Genomic DNA, 17,485 nt, shown 5'->3' with positions numbered 1-17,485 from the left:
CAAGTGCGACCGTCCCGCGTCAAATCTCAACTGTTTCCGGTCCAGGAGTTCCCCCATGGCCAACTACGACATCGTCATCCGCAACGGCCAGGTCGCCGACGGCACGGGCAGGAAGCTGTTCGCCGCCGACGTCGCCCTTAAAGGCGATCGCATCGCCGCGGTCGAGGCGCCGGGCACCTTGAAGGGCGACAACGAAATCGACGCCGCCGGCAAGGTCGTGGCGCCGGGCTTCATCGACGTGCACACGCACGACGACACGGCGCTGATCGACAATCCCGGCATGGCCATGAAGGCCAGCCAGGGCGTGACGACGGTGGTCTGCGGCAATTGCGGCGTCTCGGCTGCGCCCTATGTCCGGCCCGACGTCGGCCACTGGATGTCGCTGATCATCAAGAAGAAGGAGAACCTCTCCTCCAGCTTCGCCGAGTTCGCCGACAAGGTCGACGCGGCCAGGCCCGCCATCAACGGGGCCTTCCTGATCGGCCACGGCACGCTGCGCATCAACTCGATGGGCGACGACCTCAACCGGGTTGCCACGGCATCAGAGATCAAGCAGATGCGCGAGCTGCTCGACCAGAGCCTCGAACAGGGCGCCATCGGCATGTCGAGCGGCCTGTTCTATGCCGTGTCGAGCCACGCCTCGACCGACGAGGTCGTCGAAGTGGCCACGCCGCTCGGCAAGTGGGGTGGCGTCTACACCGCCCACATGCGCGACGAGGGCGATCACATCCTGAAGGCGATGGACGAGACCTTCGAGATCGGCCGCCGCGTCGGCGCCGAGATCATCGTCTCTCACCACAAGTGCTCGGGCCGCTCCAACTTCGGCCGCATGAAGGAGACGCTGCCGCACTTCAACGAAGCGATGAAGAAGCAGCAGATCGCCTTCGACGTATATCCTTACGTCGCCGGCTCGACGATCCTGCGCTCCGACATGCTGGAGCGCGCCGACAAGGTGCTGATCACCTGGTCAGACAAGGTGCCGGGCCTGAGCGGTCGCGACCTCAAGGAGATCGCCGACGAGATGGGCTGCTCGATGAAGGAAGCCGCCGACCGCATCCAGCCGGCCGGCGCCATCTACTTCATGATGGACGAGAAGGACGTGCAGGCCGCGATGGCCCATCCCGGCGCCATGATCGGCTCGGACGGCATCCCGTTCGACGCCCATCCGCATCCACGCCTGTGGGGCACCTTCCCGCGCGTGCTCGGCCACTACTCGCGCGACCTCAAGCTCTTCCCGCTCGAGGACGCGGTCCGGCGCATGACGTCCTATTCGGCGCAACGCTTCCATCTGGCCAAGCGTGGCGAGGTGAAGCCCGGCTTCTACGCCGACATCTGCATCTTCGATCCGGAGACCGTGATCGACACGGCGACATTCGAGAAGCCGATTTCGCCGGCCAGGGGCATCGACACGGTGCTGTGCAACGGTTCCATCGTGTGGCGTGACGGCAAGCAAGGCGACGGCAAGGCCGGTCGCGCGCTCAAGCGCCACGAGATGCAGGCGGAAGCCAGGGCCTGATCGCCGCCTGCAAGCACCAAAAGAAAAGGCCCGCTCGATGCGGGCCTTTTTTCGTCGCTCAGTCGGCGCCTTCGTCGCGGCGGGTGCGCTCCATGCGCTCATGGCGCTCTTGCGCTTCGACTGAGAGGGTCGCGATCGGGCGCGCCTCGAGACGCTTCAGCGAGATCGGCTCGCCCGTCTCCTCGCAATAGCCGTAGGTGCCTTCCTCGATCGACTTCATCGCCTGGTCGATCTTGGAGATCAGCTTGCGAAAGCGATCCCGGGTACGCAGTTCGAGCGAACGGTCCGTTTCGGCGGTGGCACGATCGGCGAGATCGGGCTGGGCCAGGCTTTCTTCCTGCATGTTCTGCAGGGTCTGATTCGATTCGTCGATCAGCTCGCCCTTCCACCTCAGCAACTTCTGCCGGAAGTACTCCTGCTGCATCGGGTTCATGAACGCTTCACGCTCTGTCGGCCGATAATTCTGCGGCAACGTAATCGACATCGTCGGCAACTCCACTCGCAGCGCATGCGATCCATCAAGGGGCGATGGACCCGTCTCAAAAGCGCGCGGAGTATAGGGATGGGCCTTTGCGGAGCAAGAACGTTTCGCGTCCCGTAGCCGAATCAGCCGTGCAGTGCAGCAACCACCATAAATCTGCAAAATATAAGGGCTTTTCAGCCTGAGCCTCGCGCCCCATGCTGCAGCGCAGCAAATGCCTGCAAAGCAAGCAAACGCGCGAAGGTTGTGGTCAGGTCGAAGGCGGCGTCCACCAGAAAGGCGGCCTGAGCCCCCTCCTCAAGTGTCCTGCCATCACACAGCGTCATAACTAGCTCGGCATCTGCAGGGCTCAGGCGGAGGAAAGCGGCATCGTCCGTTTGACGCAGGACGATGACCGCCGCCGCCCCGTCGTCCAATCCGACCGATTCCGCCGAGCCCCCCGGCCGCGACGCATGCCAGATCCGGTCGATCGGATAAGGCGACCGGATCAAGGTGGCGCCGGGTGCGAGGGCCAGCCGCAGATCAAGCAGACGTTCGGGCGGCATGTCCGCCAGGTCCTCGGCTGCCAACGTCCCGGACACAGTTTCGTGAAATGCGAGGTTCAAGGCCCAATCGAGCCGAGCCATGTCAGCGAGGTACGGCAGGGAAGCGGCAGGACCGTAGCCTTCGATGAAGGCCGGAAAGCCTGTCCCATACTCTGCCAGAACGGGCTGGCTGGGCAGGTCGCCCAGGACAAAGGCCTCCGCCATGGCCTGGAAGAATTGTTCGCCAACGATCGCCTGCACCGTCGGGAAGGTACTGGCCAGTGCCGTCGCCAGGCTGTGCCGGACGTGATGACGATGGACCCGCAACCGCGCTGCCGCCGGGATCGTATCGCCCGACACCACGCCCATGAGGTCGGCGCGATCGTCGCCCGTCAGGTGGGCCGTGAAGGCCGCCTGCAGGTCACGCAGCGCGAGCATCGGTCCCCTTCCTCGCGTCGAGCGCTTCATCGGCCCGCCGCGCTTCGTCGAGCAGCACGCCGATGGCGGGGAGGTCGGTGTCCCATTCGATCAGGGTCGGACGCGGCCCATGGCGTCGCACGATCTCCTGGAACAGGCTCCACACATTATCGCTCACGCGGCTGCCGTGATCGTCGATCAGGATCGTCTCGCCGTCGGCCTCGTTCATCGCATGGCCGGCCAGATGGTATTCGCCGATCGCCGCGGCTGGAAGATCATTCAGCCACGACGTCGGATCGAGCCGCAGATTGTGCGCCGTGACCACGATGTTGTTGGCGTCCAGCAACAGCCCGCAGCCGGTGCGGCGCGCCAGTTCCGACAGGAACTCGGGTTCCGTTAGGGTCGAGTGATTGAAGGCGAGATAACAGGACGGATTCTCGACCAGCACCTGCCGCCCGATTTTCTCCTGCAGACGATCGACGTTGCGCGTGACGAGCTGGAGCGCTTCCTCCGTGTAGGGCAGCGGCAGCAGGTCGTTGAAGTAGCGCCCGTCCGAAACGCTCCAGGCGAGATGGTCGGAAACCAGCGCGGGCTGCAGTCGAGCGATCAGCGCGGAGACGCGATCGAGATGCACCTCGTCGAGACCGTCGGCGGAGCCCAGCGAAAGCCCCACGGCATGTATGGAAAGTTCATAGTCCTGCCGCAGCCTCTCGACGGCCTGCCTTGCCGGAGACGCCGCGAGATAGTTCTCGGCGTGGACCTCGAGGAAGCCGGTCGCCGGCCGGTCGCGCGCGATCTCCGCGAGGTGCGGCGAGCGCAGCCCGATGCCGGCGACCGGGAGCATCCTCAGCTCGGCGTGAGCTTGCCGCCGATGATCTTGTCGCAGGCGCCCTTCGGGACGGAAATCCAGGCGTCAGCCTGCGCGTCCTTCTTCGACGTGCCGGCGCAGGACGACTTGGCGGTCTGGCAGTCGTTCTTGCCGGCCTTGGCGATGCCGTAGCACTTCTCCATGTTGCCCTGCGCCTGGCTGGTGGCGGCCGGCAGCACGAGGGCGGCGGCGAGGGCCGAGGCGATGGCGATACGGGTATGGTTCATTGTGTCCTCCATGACATGACGACGCCCAGTCTATACTGCAGATTGAGGCCGGAAGGCGTCACACGCGCTTCATCGTACCCACAGGCGGGAATAACGGAAACTTGTTCGGAAAACCCGGTAACGGCCTCCTGAGCCCCGGCGACTTCGTGCGCCACCCCAGCCAGCCGGACTGGGGCCTGGGTCAGATCCAGTCGATGATCGGCCATCGCATCACCGTGAACTTCGAGAATGCCGGCAAGGTGGTCATCGACGGGAACGTGATCGAACTGGTTCCAGACGAGCCAGCGCCTCGCTGAGCTCGGCGGGCGTGTTGACGTTGAGGAAAGGCGCGGCGTTGCCCGGCCAGACCAGTTCCTCGAAGGCATAGCGCTGGGCGAAGGTCTCGACCCGGCGCATCCCTTCGTCGAGGATCGCCTTCCGGAGATCGGCCGCCAGTTTCACCGACCATATCGCCAGCGTATGCTCGCGCCGCTTGCCGTGGCGCACCATCAGGACGTCCGGCTCGGGCACGTGCATCAGACCGCACAGTCGAACAGTGAGGTCGAGCGGCAGGAACGGCACGTCGGCCGGCGCGGTCAGGATCCAGCCAGAATGAGGGTGATGCTTCAGCGCCCATTCCATCCCGGCCAGGATGCCGGCCAACGGCCCGAGGCGTCGTCCCTCCCGCCGCGCGGCGCGCTGGATGTCGGGCGCATCGGCGACGACGGGGACGTGGAGCGACTTGAAGGCCGGGTCGGGATCGTTGGCCACGATCACCAGATCCATCACCTGCGGTCGCAACCGCTCGACCACATGGGCGATCATCGGCTTGCCGGCCAGGGGCCGCAGCGGCTTCAGCGGGCCCGGCCCCATGCGCCGTCCCTCGCCGCCGGCCAGGATGACACCAACCACCGCGCCGCTGCGCACGGGCCCCAGATTTTGCAACGCTTTCGCCGCCATGGATGGCACTATGCGGGGACGAAGAGATCAAGCAAGGGGAAGAAACGATGACGTTCAGCGTCGCCAAGGTTGCCACGTGGCTGCATCAGGTCGACAAGTCGCGCGCCGTGGTCGGCTGGTGGCCCGAACAATTCGCGACCGACGACGAGCGGCTCGCCTACAAGGTACAGGACGCTTTCCTCAAGAAGCAGATGGTCAAGCAGGGCCCGCTCGTCGGCTACAAGATCGCGCTGACCTCGCCGCAGATCCTGGCGCAGACCGGCCTCAAGGGGCCCGCCTACGGACCGATCCGCAAGAAGCGTGTGTTCGAGCACAAGGCCACGGTGCGCGCCGATCGCTGGACGCGGCTGGGCGCCGAGTTGGAGATCATCCTGACGGTGAATGCCGACGTGCCGGCGCCGAAGGGCAAGCCCTACGACAAGGACTCGATCGCCCAATACGTCGGCAGCGCCCGCGCCGGCTTCGAGCTGATCGAGGATCGCGGCGCCGACTACAGCCGCCTCGCCGTCAATCCGCTGATCATGGACGCCGGCTGGAACGGCGGCTCGCTGCTGGCCAAGCCCAACAAGGACTGGGCCAAGCTCGACCTCGGCAACCTGAACGGCTCGGTCTCCTTCGACGGAAAGGTCGTACGCGAGGGGCATTCCGGCGACGTGCTGGGCCATTGCTACAACGCGCTCGCCTGGCTCGCCAACAAACTGGGCGACCACGGCAAGCGCTTGAAGAAGGGGATGATCGTCTCGACGGGCAGCATGGTCGCCTGCCAGTTCGTGCCGCCGGGCAGCACCGCCACCGGCAGGATCGAGGGCTTGGGCGAAGTGACGCTGAAGTACGAGCTGCCCAAGTAACAGCATGGGCGTCTCGGTTCCCGTACTGGCCGCGCGTGCGCTCGCGTTGGCGCTCGCCTTCGTCGGCTCAGCGATGGCCAACGATTCGTCGTCCGAACTCGCCGCCGGCGGGATCGTGCTGGTGAAGACCGACGCGATCACCATGCAGCGCGAGGATCTCACGCTGTCGCCGTCGGAGGTGAAGGTGCGCTACGAGATGCGCAACGACACCGGCCAGCCGGTGACGCTGCGCGTCGCCTTCCCGATGCCCGAGGTGCCGAGCGACACCCCGGCCGGGATGACGACGAAAAGCGGCGCCCACAACGTTGCGATGCGGCCACCGACCGATCCCGATTTCCTGCGCTTCCGCGTCTGGGCGGACGGCCGCGAGATCAAGCCGGAGATCGAGATCAAGGCGCAGCTGCCCGACGGGCGCGACATCGCCGAGGCTCTGCAGGCGATCGGCGGACCGACGCTGGTGCTGCAGCCGGGCATCTTTCCCTCGCCCGAGGACAAGCCGCTCGACGCCGCCGTACGCCAGAAGCTGCAGGCGCTCGGCGCCCTCGAACCGCTGGACGGCGGCGAGGGTTTCCGGCTGCCGTGGAGCGTCCGCATCACCTTCCACTGGATGCAGACCTTCGCGCCGGGAGTCACGGTGGTCGAACACAGCTACCGGCCGGTGATCGGCAGCCGCTTCATCGTGATCGAGGACGGCAAGATCGGCGGCTCAGGAGGCGAAGATCCGGTTCGTGCCTTCTGCATCGATGCCGCCACCGACCAGTCAATCCGCGCCGCCAACCGCCGGTTGAAGGAAGCCAGGCGGCCGGCCGGCGCCGATGCGCCGCTCCTGATGGGCTACACGCTGGGCTACATTCTCCAGACGGCGCGCAACTGGCGCGGCGGCGCCATCGGAACGTTCCATCTCACCCTCCAGGGCGGTCCGATCGCCGCCGAGGGCCGGACCGTGGGCGACGTGCGCGTGACGACACTCTGCACCGGCCTGCCGCTGCGCCGCACCGGCCCGCAGCGCTTCGAGGCCACGGTGCGCGACTATGTGCCGAAAGAGGATCTGCGGATTCTCTTCATCGCGGAGTGATCCGGCGCCTCAGCCGAACGCCCTGGCATCGGGCCTCAACTGCCGCCACGACAGGCGGCGCACGGCGTCCTTTCCGACGACCAGCGCGTCGTAGTCGTCGGGGAAGAGCTGGGCGATCGCCGGATCGAGCGCGTTGAGACCGCCGGCATAGGCGCCGAAGGCCGGGAGGATGAGACGCCTTCCGTCGGTCAGGAAGCAGCGCCGCCTCAGCCCGCGCCCTCGCACCGTGAGGGCCGCCACGGGATGATAGTGACCGGACACCTCGCCATCGGCAGGTCCGAACAGAGCTGCATGCCTGAACACCAAAGGTCCCGCGACGAATTCTTCCGCAACCTCGCCCCAGCCTTCGGGCGGCGGCGCTGGATCGTGGTTGCCGGCGATCCAGACGAAGCGCATCCGCGAGGTCAGTCGCCCGATCTCGATCCGCTCCGCCTCCGGCATCCGCTCGATCGCGGCACGATCGTGAAAAGAGTCGCCCAGGCAAACGACCGTGCGCGGCTGCACGGTCTCGATCAGCTCCGCGAGCGCACCCAGCGTTTGCCGCGTGTCGTAGCGCGGCAACAGCTTGCGCGCGTTGACGGCATAGGAAGAGCCCTTCTCGAGATGAAGATCGGCTACCGCCAGCAGCTGCTCTGCCGGCCAATACAAGGCGCCCATCGGCAGCGCCTCGAGCGGCTCGCCCGCGCAGACGAACCCGAGCCTGTTCATGGCACATGCACCTGCCTGAATCCGGCCACGATCTCTCGCAATTTCATGCGAAGCACGATTGACCGGGTGCAAGCCGGTGCGCAAGGTGACTCGATGCATCGCCTCGTGTGTCTCGCCGTCGCCGCGCTCCTGTGCGGGCCGCAATTCGCCTACGCGCAAATGCAGCCCCATCGCGCGGAGTATGTGTTGAGGCTCGGCGCTGCCGCCAATGCGCCGCGGATCGGCACGGCGGTCCAGGACCTCTCGCAGGATTGCGGAGGTTGGCATCTGAAGCGCGACATCGCGTCCGAGATCGCCCTGACGGCCTCGTGGAAAATGTCCCTGTCCTCCAAGCTCGATGCCGAGGAGACCCGCAGCGGCAACAGCCTTCGCTATCGCACCGTGCAGATTCAGAACGGCAATACGCGCGAGACCAAGGGGCGCGTACAGAAGTCGGGCGGTGAACTGCGGACCGAGATCGTGCAGGCCGGCATCCCGCCCGCCCAGTTCGCTCTCCCCCAATCCACCCTCCTGCCCGTCGCCGCGGTCGATCACCTGATCGAACGGCTGCGCGCCGAGGCGAAGGCCTTCCCGGCGCTCAGTTTCGATCCCGAGGTGATGGGCGACGTCTTCCTGATCGATGTGACCCAACTCGAAGACGAGCGCCTGCGCTCGGCGCGCCCGACGGACAAACCCGTGGCCACGCCCAAGGGAAAGTCCTGGCCGGTGTTCATGAGCTTCACGCGCGGTCGCCAGCAGGCACAGCGTCCCATGTTCTCGGTGACCGCGCAGGTCTTCGAGAACGGCGTTCTCGACCGGCTGACCGTCGATACCGGCCTGGTGACCGTGACGGCCGACCTGCAGAAGCTGGAGATGCGGCCGGCACCGAACTGCCCGCGATCCTGATCCGATCATCCGTCCGGCGGCGGCCTGCGTATGCCGGAATATGTCGGTTTCGATCGTCTGGTTTCGCAATGACCTCCGCCTCTCGGACAATCCCGCGCTGGTCGAGAGCCTGCGCGCGGGCCTTCCCGTGGTGCCGGTCTTCGTTCTGGACGACCAGACGGAGGGTGTGCGGCCTCTCGGCGGCGCCTCGCGCTGGTGGCTGCATCACAGCCTGAGCTCACTCGACGCTTCGCTTCGCAAGCTCGGCTCGCGCCTGACTCTGCGCCGTGGGCCGGCCGAACGCGTACTGCCCGAACTCGCGGCGGAATGCGGTGCCGAAGCGATTTTCTGGAACCGTGTTTACGACGAGGGTTCGCGCAATCGTGATGCACGTCTGAAGAAGTCGCTGAACGAGCGCGGCCTGAGAGCGGAGAGCTTCAAGGCGAACCTTCTGTTCGAGCCCTGGGAGATCAAGAACCAGAGCGGCGCCCCCTTCAAGGTGTTCACTCCCTTCTGGCGGGTCTGCCGCGCGCACGCCTCACCGGGCGATCCGCTCCCCGCGCCGAAGGCATTGCCCGCACCGAAGACCGGGCCCGCGAGCGATGCGCTCGACGACTGGCGGCTTCTGCCGACCAATCCCGACTGGGCGGGCGGCCTGCGCACTGCGTGGTCGCCAGGCGAGAAAGGGGCGAAGGATCGGCTCAGCCATTTCCTCGACGAGGCACTGGAAGACTATCGCCATGCCCGCGATCTTCCGGCGGTCGAGGGGACTTCTCGCCTCTCTCCCAATCTTGCCTTCGGCGAGATCAGCCCCCGGCAGGTCTGGCGGGCGGCGACCAACCGCGGCGCGTCGGCGGCCGCAGAAAAATTCCTCTCCGAAGTGGGTTGGCGCGAGTTCGCCTACAGCCTCCTGTTCCATAACGGCGACCTTGCACAGCGCAACTTCCGGCCGGAGTTCGACGCGTTTCCCTGGGCGGATTCCGACGAGATTCTCGAAGCCTGGCGGCGCGGGCGCACCGGCTATCCGATCGTCGATGCGGGCATGCGCGAATTGTGGACCACCGGCTGGATGCACAATCGCGTGCGCATGATCGTGGCCTCCTTCCTCACCAAGGACCTGCTGATCGACTGGCGCCAGGGAGAGCGTTGGTTCTGGGACACGCTGGTCGACGCCGATCCGGCGAACAACGTCACCGGCTGGCAATGGGTCGCGGGCTGCGGCGCCGACGCCGCGCCCTACTTCCGCGTTTTCAATCCGGTGCTCCAGGGCGCGAAGTTCGACCCGAAGGGCGAGTATGTCCGTCGCTGGGTCCCCGAACTCGCCGGCCTGCCTGACGCGGTCATCCACAGCCCCTGGAGCGCTTCGAAACCTCCGGCCGCTTCCGTCTATCCCGAACGCATCGTCGAGCATGGTGCGGCCCGGGACCGCGCACTGGCTGCCTTCCAAAGCCTCAAGAAATCAGCGTAGAAGTACCGAGGGGAGTCTGCGAACAATGAAAATTGCCGTCATCGGCGCCGGTGTATCCGGCCTTGGAGCCGCCTGGCTCCTCAGTCGTCGCCACGACGTGGTCGTCTACGAGCGCGAGAACCGCTTCGGCGGACACTCCTGCACCGTCGAAGCGTCGACGCAAGCGGGGCGCGTGCCGGTCGATGTCGGCTTCATCGTCTTCAACGAGCGCAACTATCCCAACCTCGTCGCCCTGTTCGATCACCTGGGCGTGCCGACCGAAGATTCCGACATGTCCTTCGCCGTCAGCCTGGACGAGGGCCGGTTCGAGTACGGCAGCTCCTTCGCCGGCTACTTCGCACAACGGCGCAACATCGCGCGCCCCTCGTTCCTGCGCATGACGCACGACATCCTGCGCTTCAACCGCCTGGCGCCGCAGCTGTTGGACAAGTCCGAGGATCTCGACTTCACGATCGGTGATTTCGTCGCCGATGCCGGCTTCGGCAAGACCTTTCGGGACCGCTACCTGCTGCCGATGGCCTCGTGCATCTGGTCCACGCCCCTCGGACAGATGCTCGACTATCCGGCGCAGACCTTCGTGCGCTTCTTCAACAACCATGGCCTGCTCACCATCGGACCGCAGTTGCAGTGGCGCACGGTGAGCGGCGGCAGCCGCTCCTATGTCGAGCGCATCGTGGCGCCGCTGCGCGCGCGTGCCCGTCTCTCCACGCCCGCCAGCGCCGTGCGCCGTACACCCGCAGGTGTCGAAGTGCGGGACGCAGGCGGTCACTGGGACCGTTTCGACCGCATTGTGCTGGCCTGCCACGCCGACCAGGCGCTCGCCCTCCTCACCGATGCCGACGAGCAGGAGCGCAGCCTTCTCGGTCGCTTCGCCTACTCCACCAACGAGGTCTGGCTGCACGGCGACGAGAGCCTGATGCCTCGCCGGCGTGGCGCCTGGGCCAGCTGGAACTACGTCGCCGACAGCAGCAGCCGCGACAGCAACGTGAGCGTGACCTACTGGATGAACCGCCTGCAGAACCTGCCCGACAGCACGCCGCTGTTCGTGTCGGTCAATCCGGGCCGCGCGCCGGCGCCAGCGGCCGCGCACGCCCGCTTTTCCTTCGAGCATCCGATGTACGACGCCGCCGCCATTCGGGCGCAGCGCGACCTGCATCGCCTCCAGGGCGTGCGCGACACCTATTTCTGCGGCAGCTATTGCGGCTACGGCTTCCACGAGGATGCGCTGTCGGCCGGCCTCGACGTCGCCGAGCAGCTCGGCGTGCAGCGCCCGTGGGCCCGTCCGGACGAGCATCGCCGGATCGGCGATCCGCCACGGGTCGTGGCCGAGCGACCCGCCATCCCGCCTCTGCCGATCCCGGTAGCGGCGCGTGTGGCACCGGAGGCCACGTGACGGGCGTCTCTGCCCATTCGATCGTCGACGCCACGGTCGTGCATCGCCGGCTGAGGCCGCGCGAGAACGCGTTCCGATACAAGGTCGGCTATCTCTGTCTCAGGCTCGATGCCCTGGAAAGTGCTGCAGGCCGCTGGCTCAAGCTCGACCGGCGTGGCCTCGTCTCCTTCCGACGCGCCGACCATGGCGCACGTGACGGATCGGACCTGAGGCTCTGGCTTCGTGGCATCCTGAAGCAGCATGACCTTGCGGAGCTTTGCGACGGCGAGGTCATGCTGATGACCATGCCGCGCATGCTGGGCTACGTGTTCAATCCGGTGAGCTTCTGGTTCTGTCACGACCGTGCCGGCGCTCTGCGGACCGTGCTCTGCGAGGTCAACAACACGTTCGGCGAGAGCCACTGTTATCTCGTGCATCGGGACGACCGCGGGGCGATCGGACCGGAGGAGTGGTTCGAGGGCCGCAAGGTTTTCCACGTCTCGCCCTTCCTGCCGATCGAGGGCGGCTACCGCTTCCGGTTCCGCCTCGACGAGGAGCGGGCCCATGTCGACGTAAACTATCACGATACCAAGGGGCTGATGCTCGCCACCTCGGTCGGCGGCCGCCGCGAAGCGCTGGGCGACCGCTCAGTGCTGCGGCGTTTCCTAGGCAACCCCACCATGACCCTGGCGGTCGTGTTCCGGATTCACTGGCAGGCCTTGCATCTGTGGCGGAAGCGCGCGAGATTTTATCGCAAGCCAGCACCGCCACCGGAGCTCGTGACCCGCTGACTTCATAACGGATCGCATGACTTTCGCCGCCCGGTTTGTTCTGAAATCCCTCGAACGCCTGTCCATTGGACGGCTGACGGCAAGACTCCCCGATGGAAAGGTGCGCGTCTTCGGCCAGCCCGATGCGGCGCTCCGGGCCGAGATCGACGTCAAGGACTGGCGCCTCTTCCGCAAGATCCTGCTCGACGGCGACATGGGCTTCGCCGAAGGTTACATGGAAGGTTTCTGCGATTCTCCCGACCTGCCGAGCCTGATCCACCTGCTTCTCGCCAACGAGAAGGAACTCGGCAAGATCACGCGGACCAACTTCCTCCACGGGCTGTTGCTGAGGTTCCTGCACCGCCGGCACGAGAACACCCGCGAGGGATCGAAGAAGAACATCCATGCCCATTACGACCTGGGCAACGACTTCTACGGCCTGTGGCTCGATCCCTCGATGACCTATTCTTCGGCCCTCTACGAAGGCGAGGAAAGCAAGCCGCTGGAGGCCGCCCAGATCGCCAAGTACGAGCGGATCCTGACCCAGCTCGGCGCCCGCCAGGGCGACAGCATCCTCGAGATCGGTTGCGGCTGGGGAGGCTTCGCCGAAGTCGCGGCCCGCCGCGGCATGCGCGTGACCGGCGTGACCATATCGAGGGAACAGCTCGAATATGCCCGCGCGCGGCTGGAGCGGGCCGGGCTGGCCGACCGCGTCGACCTGCAGTTCCGCGACTATCGCGACATCGAGGGCCGCTACGATCACATCGTCTCGATCGAGATGATCGAGGCGGTCGGCGAGCGTTTCTGGCCCGACTATTTCGCCACGCTCAAACGCCACGTCGTGCCCGGCGGCTCGGCGCTGGTGCAGGCCATCGTCATCGCCGACGACTTCTTCGACCGCTACCGCAAGCAGCCGGACTTCATCCAGACCTACGTCTTTCCCGGGGGCATGCTATTGTCTCCCACCAGCCTGCGCGAACAGTGTCGCCAGGCCGGTCTGAAGGTGGCCGAACTCTACAGTTTCGGACTGGACTATGCGCGCACGCTGGAAACGTGGCTCGGCCGCTTCGACCGGGTGGCCGACCAGGTCGGCCACATGGGATTCGACGAGCGATTCCAGCGTATGTGGCGCTACTATCTCGCTTATTGTGCCGCAGGCTTCTCGGCGCGCCGCACGGACGTTTTGCAGGCACACTTCAGGCATATATAACGGTCGGAAATAAAGGCCGCCGCTTGAAGGTGAGCCGAACAGGAAGGCAAAATCAGCGTGCATGCGCCAAATTCCAGGGGCGGCTCGGCCTCGTCCATACGCCTGAGCTTCGACCGTCTAGTCGCCTATTCGACCAACCAGCTGCCGCTCAACATGGCGGCCTTGCCGGTGGTCCTGAACGTCAGCCATTTCTATGGCGAGATCCTCAAGGTGCCGCTCGGCATCATGGGCCTGATCTTCATCACCACCCGCGTGATCGACGCGGTTCAGGATCCCGTCATCGGCCTGATCAGCGACAAGTTCACCCATCGCGGGCCGCGCGGGCGTCTCACCTTCGTCGCCCTGATGCTGCCGCTGTTGATCGGCGGCTTCTACATGCTCTTCCATCCGCCGCAGTCGCTGTTCACGCAGCCCGGGCTGCTGGCGACTTGGCTATTCGTCGCGCTCTTCGTGGTCCATCTCGGCTATGCCGGCGTCTCGATCAGCTATCACGCCCACGGCGCGGAGCTGACCGACGACTACAATGAGCGAACCAGGGTCACGGTCGGCCGCGAGGTCTTCGGCCTGATCGGCATGACCCTGGCGGTGGTGCTTCCCACCTACTTCACCGCCCAGATGGGCGAGCATGCCGGCTACGTCTACATGGGGCTGATCTTCATCCCCATCGCCGTGCTGTTCTCCCTGCCGACGCTGCTCTGGTCGCCGCCCTCGGTACATCCGCCGGTCGTGCGTGAGAATCCGGAGATCCATGTCCGATACTTCCGCGACTGGTTGATCAGCCTGGCGCCGTGGCTTGCCCGGCCGACCCGAAACATGGAGCGAAGCGCCACGATCAAGACGCTGATCCCGTTCTTCGCGCCGCTGAAGAACAAGCTGTTCCGTCGCCTGCTGCTCGTATTCATCGTCAATGGCGCCGCGCTGGGCGTCGCGGTCTCGGTGATGCTCTTTTACGTCGAGCATGTGCTGAAGGGGAACAAGCTGCAGGCCGGGATCATCCTGCTGGTCTATTTCGGCGCCGCCGCCGCCAGCGTGCCGCTCTGGATGCTGCTGTCACGCCGCTTCAGCAAGACGGCCGCCTGGTTCATCGCCATGGTCCTTACGGCCGTGTCGATGTCGTTCGGCGTTTTCCTCGGCGCCGGCGACTTCATCTGGTTCATGCCCATCGCCATCATCACCGGTCTGGGCATCGGCGCGGACTACGGGCTGCCGCCGTCTGTCCTGGCCGACATCATCAACTCCGACGAAGGCAAGGACACCAAGGGCGATACCGGCGCCTATTTCGGCCTGTGGGCGCTCTCGACCAAGCTCGCCACCGCGATCGGCGCGGCTGGCTCGCTGCCGGTCGCGGCGTTGCTCGGCTTCAATCCATCGGTCGGCCAATACAGCGCCTCGGCGCTGATCTTCGTCTATATCGCCATCCCGGTGGCCATCAAGATCATCGCGGCGCTGCTCATCTGGTACATCCGTATCGAGGCTGATCGTGGCTCGGTGCGCGACGAAATCCTGGGGCGGCCGGCCGCGATGCTCCGCTAGACGAGGAAGCCGAGCCTCTGCGGCTGGCGCAGGCCAAAATCGTAGCGCTGGCCCCAGCATCCCTGGGCCAGCGTGGCGAAGACGTTGCGGAAATCGACCGTGTGCCTGAGGTCGCCGTCCTGCAGATCCGACAGCGACGGATAGACGCCGTGAAGGCCTCCCTTCACGGCCCCGCCCATCACGAAGTGCGGCGCCGACGTGCCGTGGTCGGTTCCGGCGCTGGCATTCTGCCGGGCGCGACGGCCGAACTCCGAATAGGTCATCACGACGACATCGTTCCAGAGGCCGGCGCCGATCAGGTTCTGGCGCAAGGTCGCCAGGTTCGTGGCGAGGAATGCCAGCAGCCGCTCGTGCGTGGGCGCCTGGTTTGCATGTGTGTCGAAGCCGCCCAGGGCCACCTTGATGGCGATGACCGGCACCTTCGCGGTCAGGAGCCTGGTGGCAAGGTCCAGTTGCCGGCCCAGCAGGAATTCCTGGCCATAGGCATCGACCGGCGCCGGTGCGGACCGCAGGCGATCACGCAGGCCGGCGGCGGCGGCGTTGATTTCCTGACGGACCGAAAGCAGGTGGTTGAGCGCGGGATTGCCGCCATCGCTGACGCCGGGCACCACGCTCATGGCATCGGCCTGGCGAAGGAAGTTCTCGGCATCCTGCATAACGATGGTGCGCAGCGAGGGACCGGCGGAGGGCAGCACGTTGGTATCGGCCACGACGCAGTCGACGCCGATGCCTTTCGCGATCGGGGTCCCGTTGAACGCCTGGGCAACCCATCCCTCGCTCAGCGTCTGCGTCGAGGCCGAGGCGGTGTCCCAGATCTCGCTCGACCGGAAGTGCGAGCGGTTGGGATAGGGATAACCGACCCCTTGCAGGATCGCGAGATCGCCCGCCTTCCAGGAGTCCATCAACGGCGCGAGCTTCTCGTGCAGGCCGACCCGTTCGTCGAGTTGCACCACTCTCTCGCGCGCAACGCCGATGCCGGCCCGCAGATCGCGATACGTCGGATCGGCATAGGGCACGAGCGTGTTCAGCCCGTCATTGCCCCCTTTGAGTTCGACCAGCAGGAGAACACGGCCCATCGCCTTCTCCTCACTTCAACTGGTAAGCGGTGTCGAGCAGCGCGGCGGCGACGACCGCACCCGCGGTGCCGTTCGCATCGCCCCCATCGACCGGCTGGCGCGGCAGCAGCGTGCGCACCAGCAACGGCCCGTCGACGCCGGCCAGCGTCGGGCCGAGGCGTGCCTCCTGCCCGGCCCCGCGCAGGCTCCGGCCTTCCACAGGGCGCGGCGGCTCCATCATCTGCATGGTGCTGCCATCGGCAGGGGGAAGCTGCTCTCGGCGGTCGGCGCGCCGGTTCGGACGATTGGCCATCTGCATGCCCCCCTCCATCGGCGCCACGGTCGTCGCCTCGACCATGCGCCGCAGGAACTGCTGGCGGAGCAACAGCGTGTGGGTCGATATCCAGCTCTCGCCCCCCGCCCAGCCCTTGACGTTCGGCGGATCGAAGGGCGTCTGCCCAAGCCCCTGCAGCATGCGGACCAGACCCGTCTTCTCCGGTACGGGCAGCCCCAGCACGTGCACGGTGCCCACGATCAGGTCGACCGGAGACTTGATCAGCGCGCCACGGTTGGCGGGATCGCGGAACGCGGGCGAAAGCAGCAGCGCGCGCATCAACGGCTTGATCTCGTAGCCACTCTCGCGGAACAGGGCGGCGAGCCGCCCGACCTCGCTAGGGTCGGCTTTCAGCGACACGAACTCCCGCCAGAGCTTCTCGACGACCGTCTCGGCCGTGCGCGGATGGGCGAGCAGGATGGCCAGTATGTCGTCGCCCCCGAAACGACCGGTCTTGCCGAGAAAGGTCTTCTCACCGTCGTCGTGCTGCCCGGCGCGCTCCATGAACTGTCCGGTCTCCCGATCGACGCTCCAGCCCGTGAAGGCGCGCGCCGCCGCCTTGACGTCCGTCTCGCCGTAGCGGCCCTCGCCCAGCGTAAAGAGCTCGAGCAGTTCGCGGGCGAAATTCTCGTTGGGCTGCCGCGCCACCGACCGCATGCCGTCGAGATAGATGAGCATCGCCGGGTCGCGGGCGACCGATTTCAGGAGGGTCGCATAGTTTCCCAGTGCCTCGCGCCGGAACAGGGCATTCTGCCGAAACAGCGACGCCGGATAACGCACCTTCATCAACGACGAGGTGAAGTGGCCGTGCCAGAACAGCGTCATGCGCTCGACCAGGGGCTGGTCGGTCGCGATCATCTCCTCGATCCACCAGTTCTTGAGTTCGCGTCCCTGCTCCTGCACCGGGCGCACGACATCGAGTTTCTTGCCGTCGGCGCCCTGCTTGCGCTCTGACTCGGCGGCCTGCTGGCGGCGGCGCAACTCGGCCGGCCCCAGGCCGAGCCAGCCCGGGGCCGGTGTCATCGCCTCGCGCCGGGGAGAGTCGAGCAGCCGGTCGACCGCGACCGAATGATCGAGCGATTCGAGGACGCGAATCTCGGCCGGCGTGACGCCGAAGGAAGTACGCGATAGCAAATGCCGCGCATCGTCGAAGCCCATCGCCGATGCGGCACGAGCCGCCGGCGCGGGCCACAGATTCGCAGAAAGGCCGGCAGTGAAGGCTGTGGCGGCCTCCATGAAGCCGCGACGACCAAGGCGCGTACTCATGACAAGCCTC

Annotated in this window: 18 protein-coding genes; 10 read left to right on the top strand and 8 right to left on the bottom strand. The window is 66.1% G+C overall.

All coding sequences use genetic code 11. The annotated features are described in order from the left end of the window. Positions 1 to 55 precede the first annotated feature (55 nt). Positions 56 to 1,516, top strand: a complete 1,461-nt coding sequence (locus KQ910_RS16245; RefSeq protein WP_216962395.1) for an N-acyl-D-amino-acid deacylase family protein — start codon at positions 56 to 58, stop codon at positions 1,514 to 1,516. Between the two features lie 58 nt (positions 1,517 to 1,574). Here KQ910_RS16245 and dksA read toward each other — a convergent pair whose 3' ends face one another. From dksA to KQ910_RS16225, 4 genes are all read right to left on the bottom strand, one after another. After that, positions 1,575 to 2,000 (bottom strand): RNA polymerase-binding protein DksA, encoded by a 426-nt coding sequence (dksA, locus tag KQ910_RS16240; RefSeq protein WP_216962393.1) that lies wholly within the window; start codon positions 1,998 to 2,000, stop codon positions 1,575 to 1,577. A gap of 173 nt (positions 2,001 to 2,173) precedes the next feature. Then, complete coding sequence (locus tag KQ910_RS16235; RefSeq protein ID WP_216962392.1) at positions 2,174 to 2,959, bottom strand: HvfC/BufC N-terminal domain-containing protein; 786 nt, start codon at positions 2,957 to 2,959, stop codon at positions 2,174 to 2,176. Then, positions 2,943 to 3,782, bottom strand: a complete 840-nt coding sequence (gene bufB, locus KQ910_RS16230) for an MNIO family bufferin maturase (RefSeq protein WP_216962390.1) — start codon at positions 3,780 to 3,782, stop codon at positions 2,943 to 2,945. Before bufB ends, KQ910_RS16235 begins: the two co-directional genes overlap by 17 nt. A 2-nt stretch (positions 3,783 to 3,784) precedes the next feature. Next, a complete protein-coding gene (locus KQ910_RS16225) occupies positions 3,785 to 4,033 on the bottom strand; it encodes a BufA1 family periplasmic bufferin-type metallophore (protein WP_216962388.1) in 249 nt (82 codons plus the stop codon). 101 nt (positions 4,034 to 4,134) lie between these two features. Between KQ910_RS16225 and KQ910_RS16220 the strand changes: the two genes are divergently transcribed. Next, on the top strand, positions 4,135 to 4,329 hold the full coding sequence (locus KQ910_RS16220) for a DUF3553 domain-containing protein (protein ID WP_229600424.1): 195 nt from the start codon (positions 4,135 to 4,137) through the stop codon (positions 4,327 to 4,329). Here KQ910_RS16220 and mobA read toward each other — a convergent pair. Further along, complete coding sequence (gene mobA, locus KQ910_RS16215; RefSeq protein ID WP_216962384.1) at positions 4,277 to 4,972, bottom strand: molybdenum cofactor guanylyltransferase MobA; 696 nt, start codon at positions 4,970 to 4,972, stop codon at positions 4,277 to 4,279. The two genes, KQ910_RS16220 and mobA, sit on opposite strands and share 53 nt — an antisense overlap. Positions 4,973 to 5,019: 47 nt before the next feature. Between mobA and KQ910_RS16210 the strand changes: the two genes are divergently transcribed. After that, the gene (locus KQ910_RS16210; RefSeq protein ID WP_216962381.1) at positions 5,020 to 5,820 is read left to right on the top strand and encodes a 2-keto-4-pentenoate hydratase; all 801 of its coding nucleotides are present in this window, start codon (positions 5,020 to 5,022) and stop codon (positions 5,818 to 5,820) included. A gap of 4 nt (positions 5,821 to 5,824) precedes the next feature. Then, positions 5,825 to 6,895, top strand: coding sequence for a DUF4424 family protein (locus tag KQ910_RS16205; RefSeq protein WP_216962378.1), 1,071 nt, complete (start codon positions 5,825 to 5,827; stop codon positions 6,893 to 6,895). Positions 6,896 to 6,904: 9 nt separating this feature from the next. On the opposite strand, the gene pdeM is transcribed toward KQ910_RS16205, so the two are convergent. Next, complete coding sequence (gene pdeM, locus KQ910_RS16200) at positions 6,905 to 7,603, bottom strand: ligase-associated DNA damage response endonuclease PdeM (protein WP_216962375.1); 699 nt, start codon at positions 7,601 to 7,603, stop codon at positions 6,905 to 6,907. A gap of 93 nt (positions 7,604 to 7,696) precedes the next feature. On the opposite strand from pdeM, the gene KQ910_RS16195 reads away from it, so the two are divergent. Genes KQ910_RS16195 through KQ910_RS16170 form a run of 6 tightly spaced genes read left to right on the top strand, consistent with a single transcriptional unit; the run spans position 7,697 to position 14,820 of the window. Next, positions 7,697 to 8,488, top strand: coding sequence for an EipB family protein (locus KQ910_RS16195; protein ID WP_216962370.1), 792 nt, complete (start codon positions 7,697 to 7,699; stop codon positions 8,486 to 8,488). A 40-nt stretch (positions 8,489 to 8,528) separates the two neighbouring features. Further along, complete coding sequence (locus KQ910_RS16190; protein WP_216962369.1) at positions 8,529 to 9,935, top strand: cryptochrome/photolyase family protein; 1,407 nt, start codon at positions 8,529 to 8,531, stop codon at positions 9,933 to 9,935. 25 nt (positions 9,936 to 9,960) lie between these two features. Further along, a complete protein-coding gene (locus tag KQ910_RS16185) occupies positions 9,961 to 11,328 on the top strand; it encodes an NAD(P)/FAD-dependent oxidoreductase (protein WP_216962367.1) in 1,368 nt (455 codons plus the stop codon). Beyond that, a complete protein-coding gene (locus tag KQ910_RS16180; protein WP_216962365.1) occupies positions 11,325 to 12,098 on the top strand; it encodes a DUF1365 domain-containing protein in 774 nt (257 codons plus the stop codon). Before KQ910_RS16185 ends, KQ910_RS16180 begins: the two co-directional genes overlap by 4 nt. Positions 12,099 to 12,114: 16 nt before the next feature. Beyond that, a complete protein-coding gene (locus KQ910_RS16175; protein WP_216962363.1) occupies positions 12,115 to 13,287 on the top strand; it encodes an SAM-dependent methyltransferase in 1,173 nt (390 codons plus the stop codon). A 57-nt stretch (positions 13,288 to 13,344) separates the two neighbouring features. Continuing rightward, a complete protein-coding gene (locus KQ910_RS16170; RefSeq protein WP_216962361.1) occupies positions 13,345 to 14,820 on the top strand; it encodes an MFS transporter in 1,476 nt (491 codons plus the stop codon). On the opposite strand, the gene KQ910_RS16165 is transcribed toward KQ910_RS16170, so the two are convergent. After that, on the bottom strand, positions 14,817 to 15,896 hold the full coding sequence (locus KQ910_RS16165; RefSeq protein WP_216962359.1) for a DUF1501 domain-containing protein: 1,080 nt from the start codon (positions 15,894 to 15,896) through the stop codon (positions 14,817 to 14,819). The two genes, KQ910_RS16170 and KQ910_RS16165, sit on opposite strands and share 4 nt — an antisense overlap. A gap of 10 nt (positions 15,897 to 15,906) precedes the next feature. Beyond that, on the bottom strand, positions 15,907 to 17,475 hold the full coding sequence (locus tag KQ910_RS16160) for a DUF1800 domain-containing protein (protein WP_216962356.1): 1,569 nt from the start codon (positions 17,473 to 17,475) through the stop codon (positions 15,907 to 15,909). Between the last annotated feature and the right edge of the window lie 10 nt (positions 17,476 to 17,485).

This window comes from Reyranella humidisoli (assembly GCF_019039055.1).
Lineage (GTDB): Bacteria > Pseudomonadota > Alphaproteobacteria > Reyranellales > Reyranellaceae > Reyranella > Reyranella humidisoli.
Note: the sequence above shows the minus strand (reverse complement) of the source record. Positions and strands in the feature narration are given on the sequence as shown.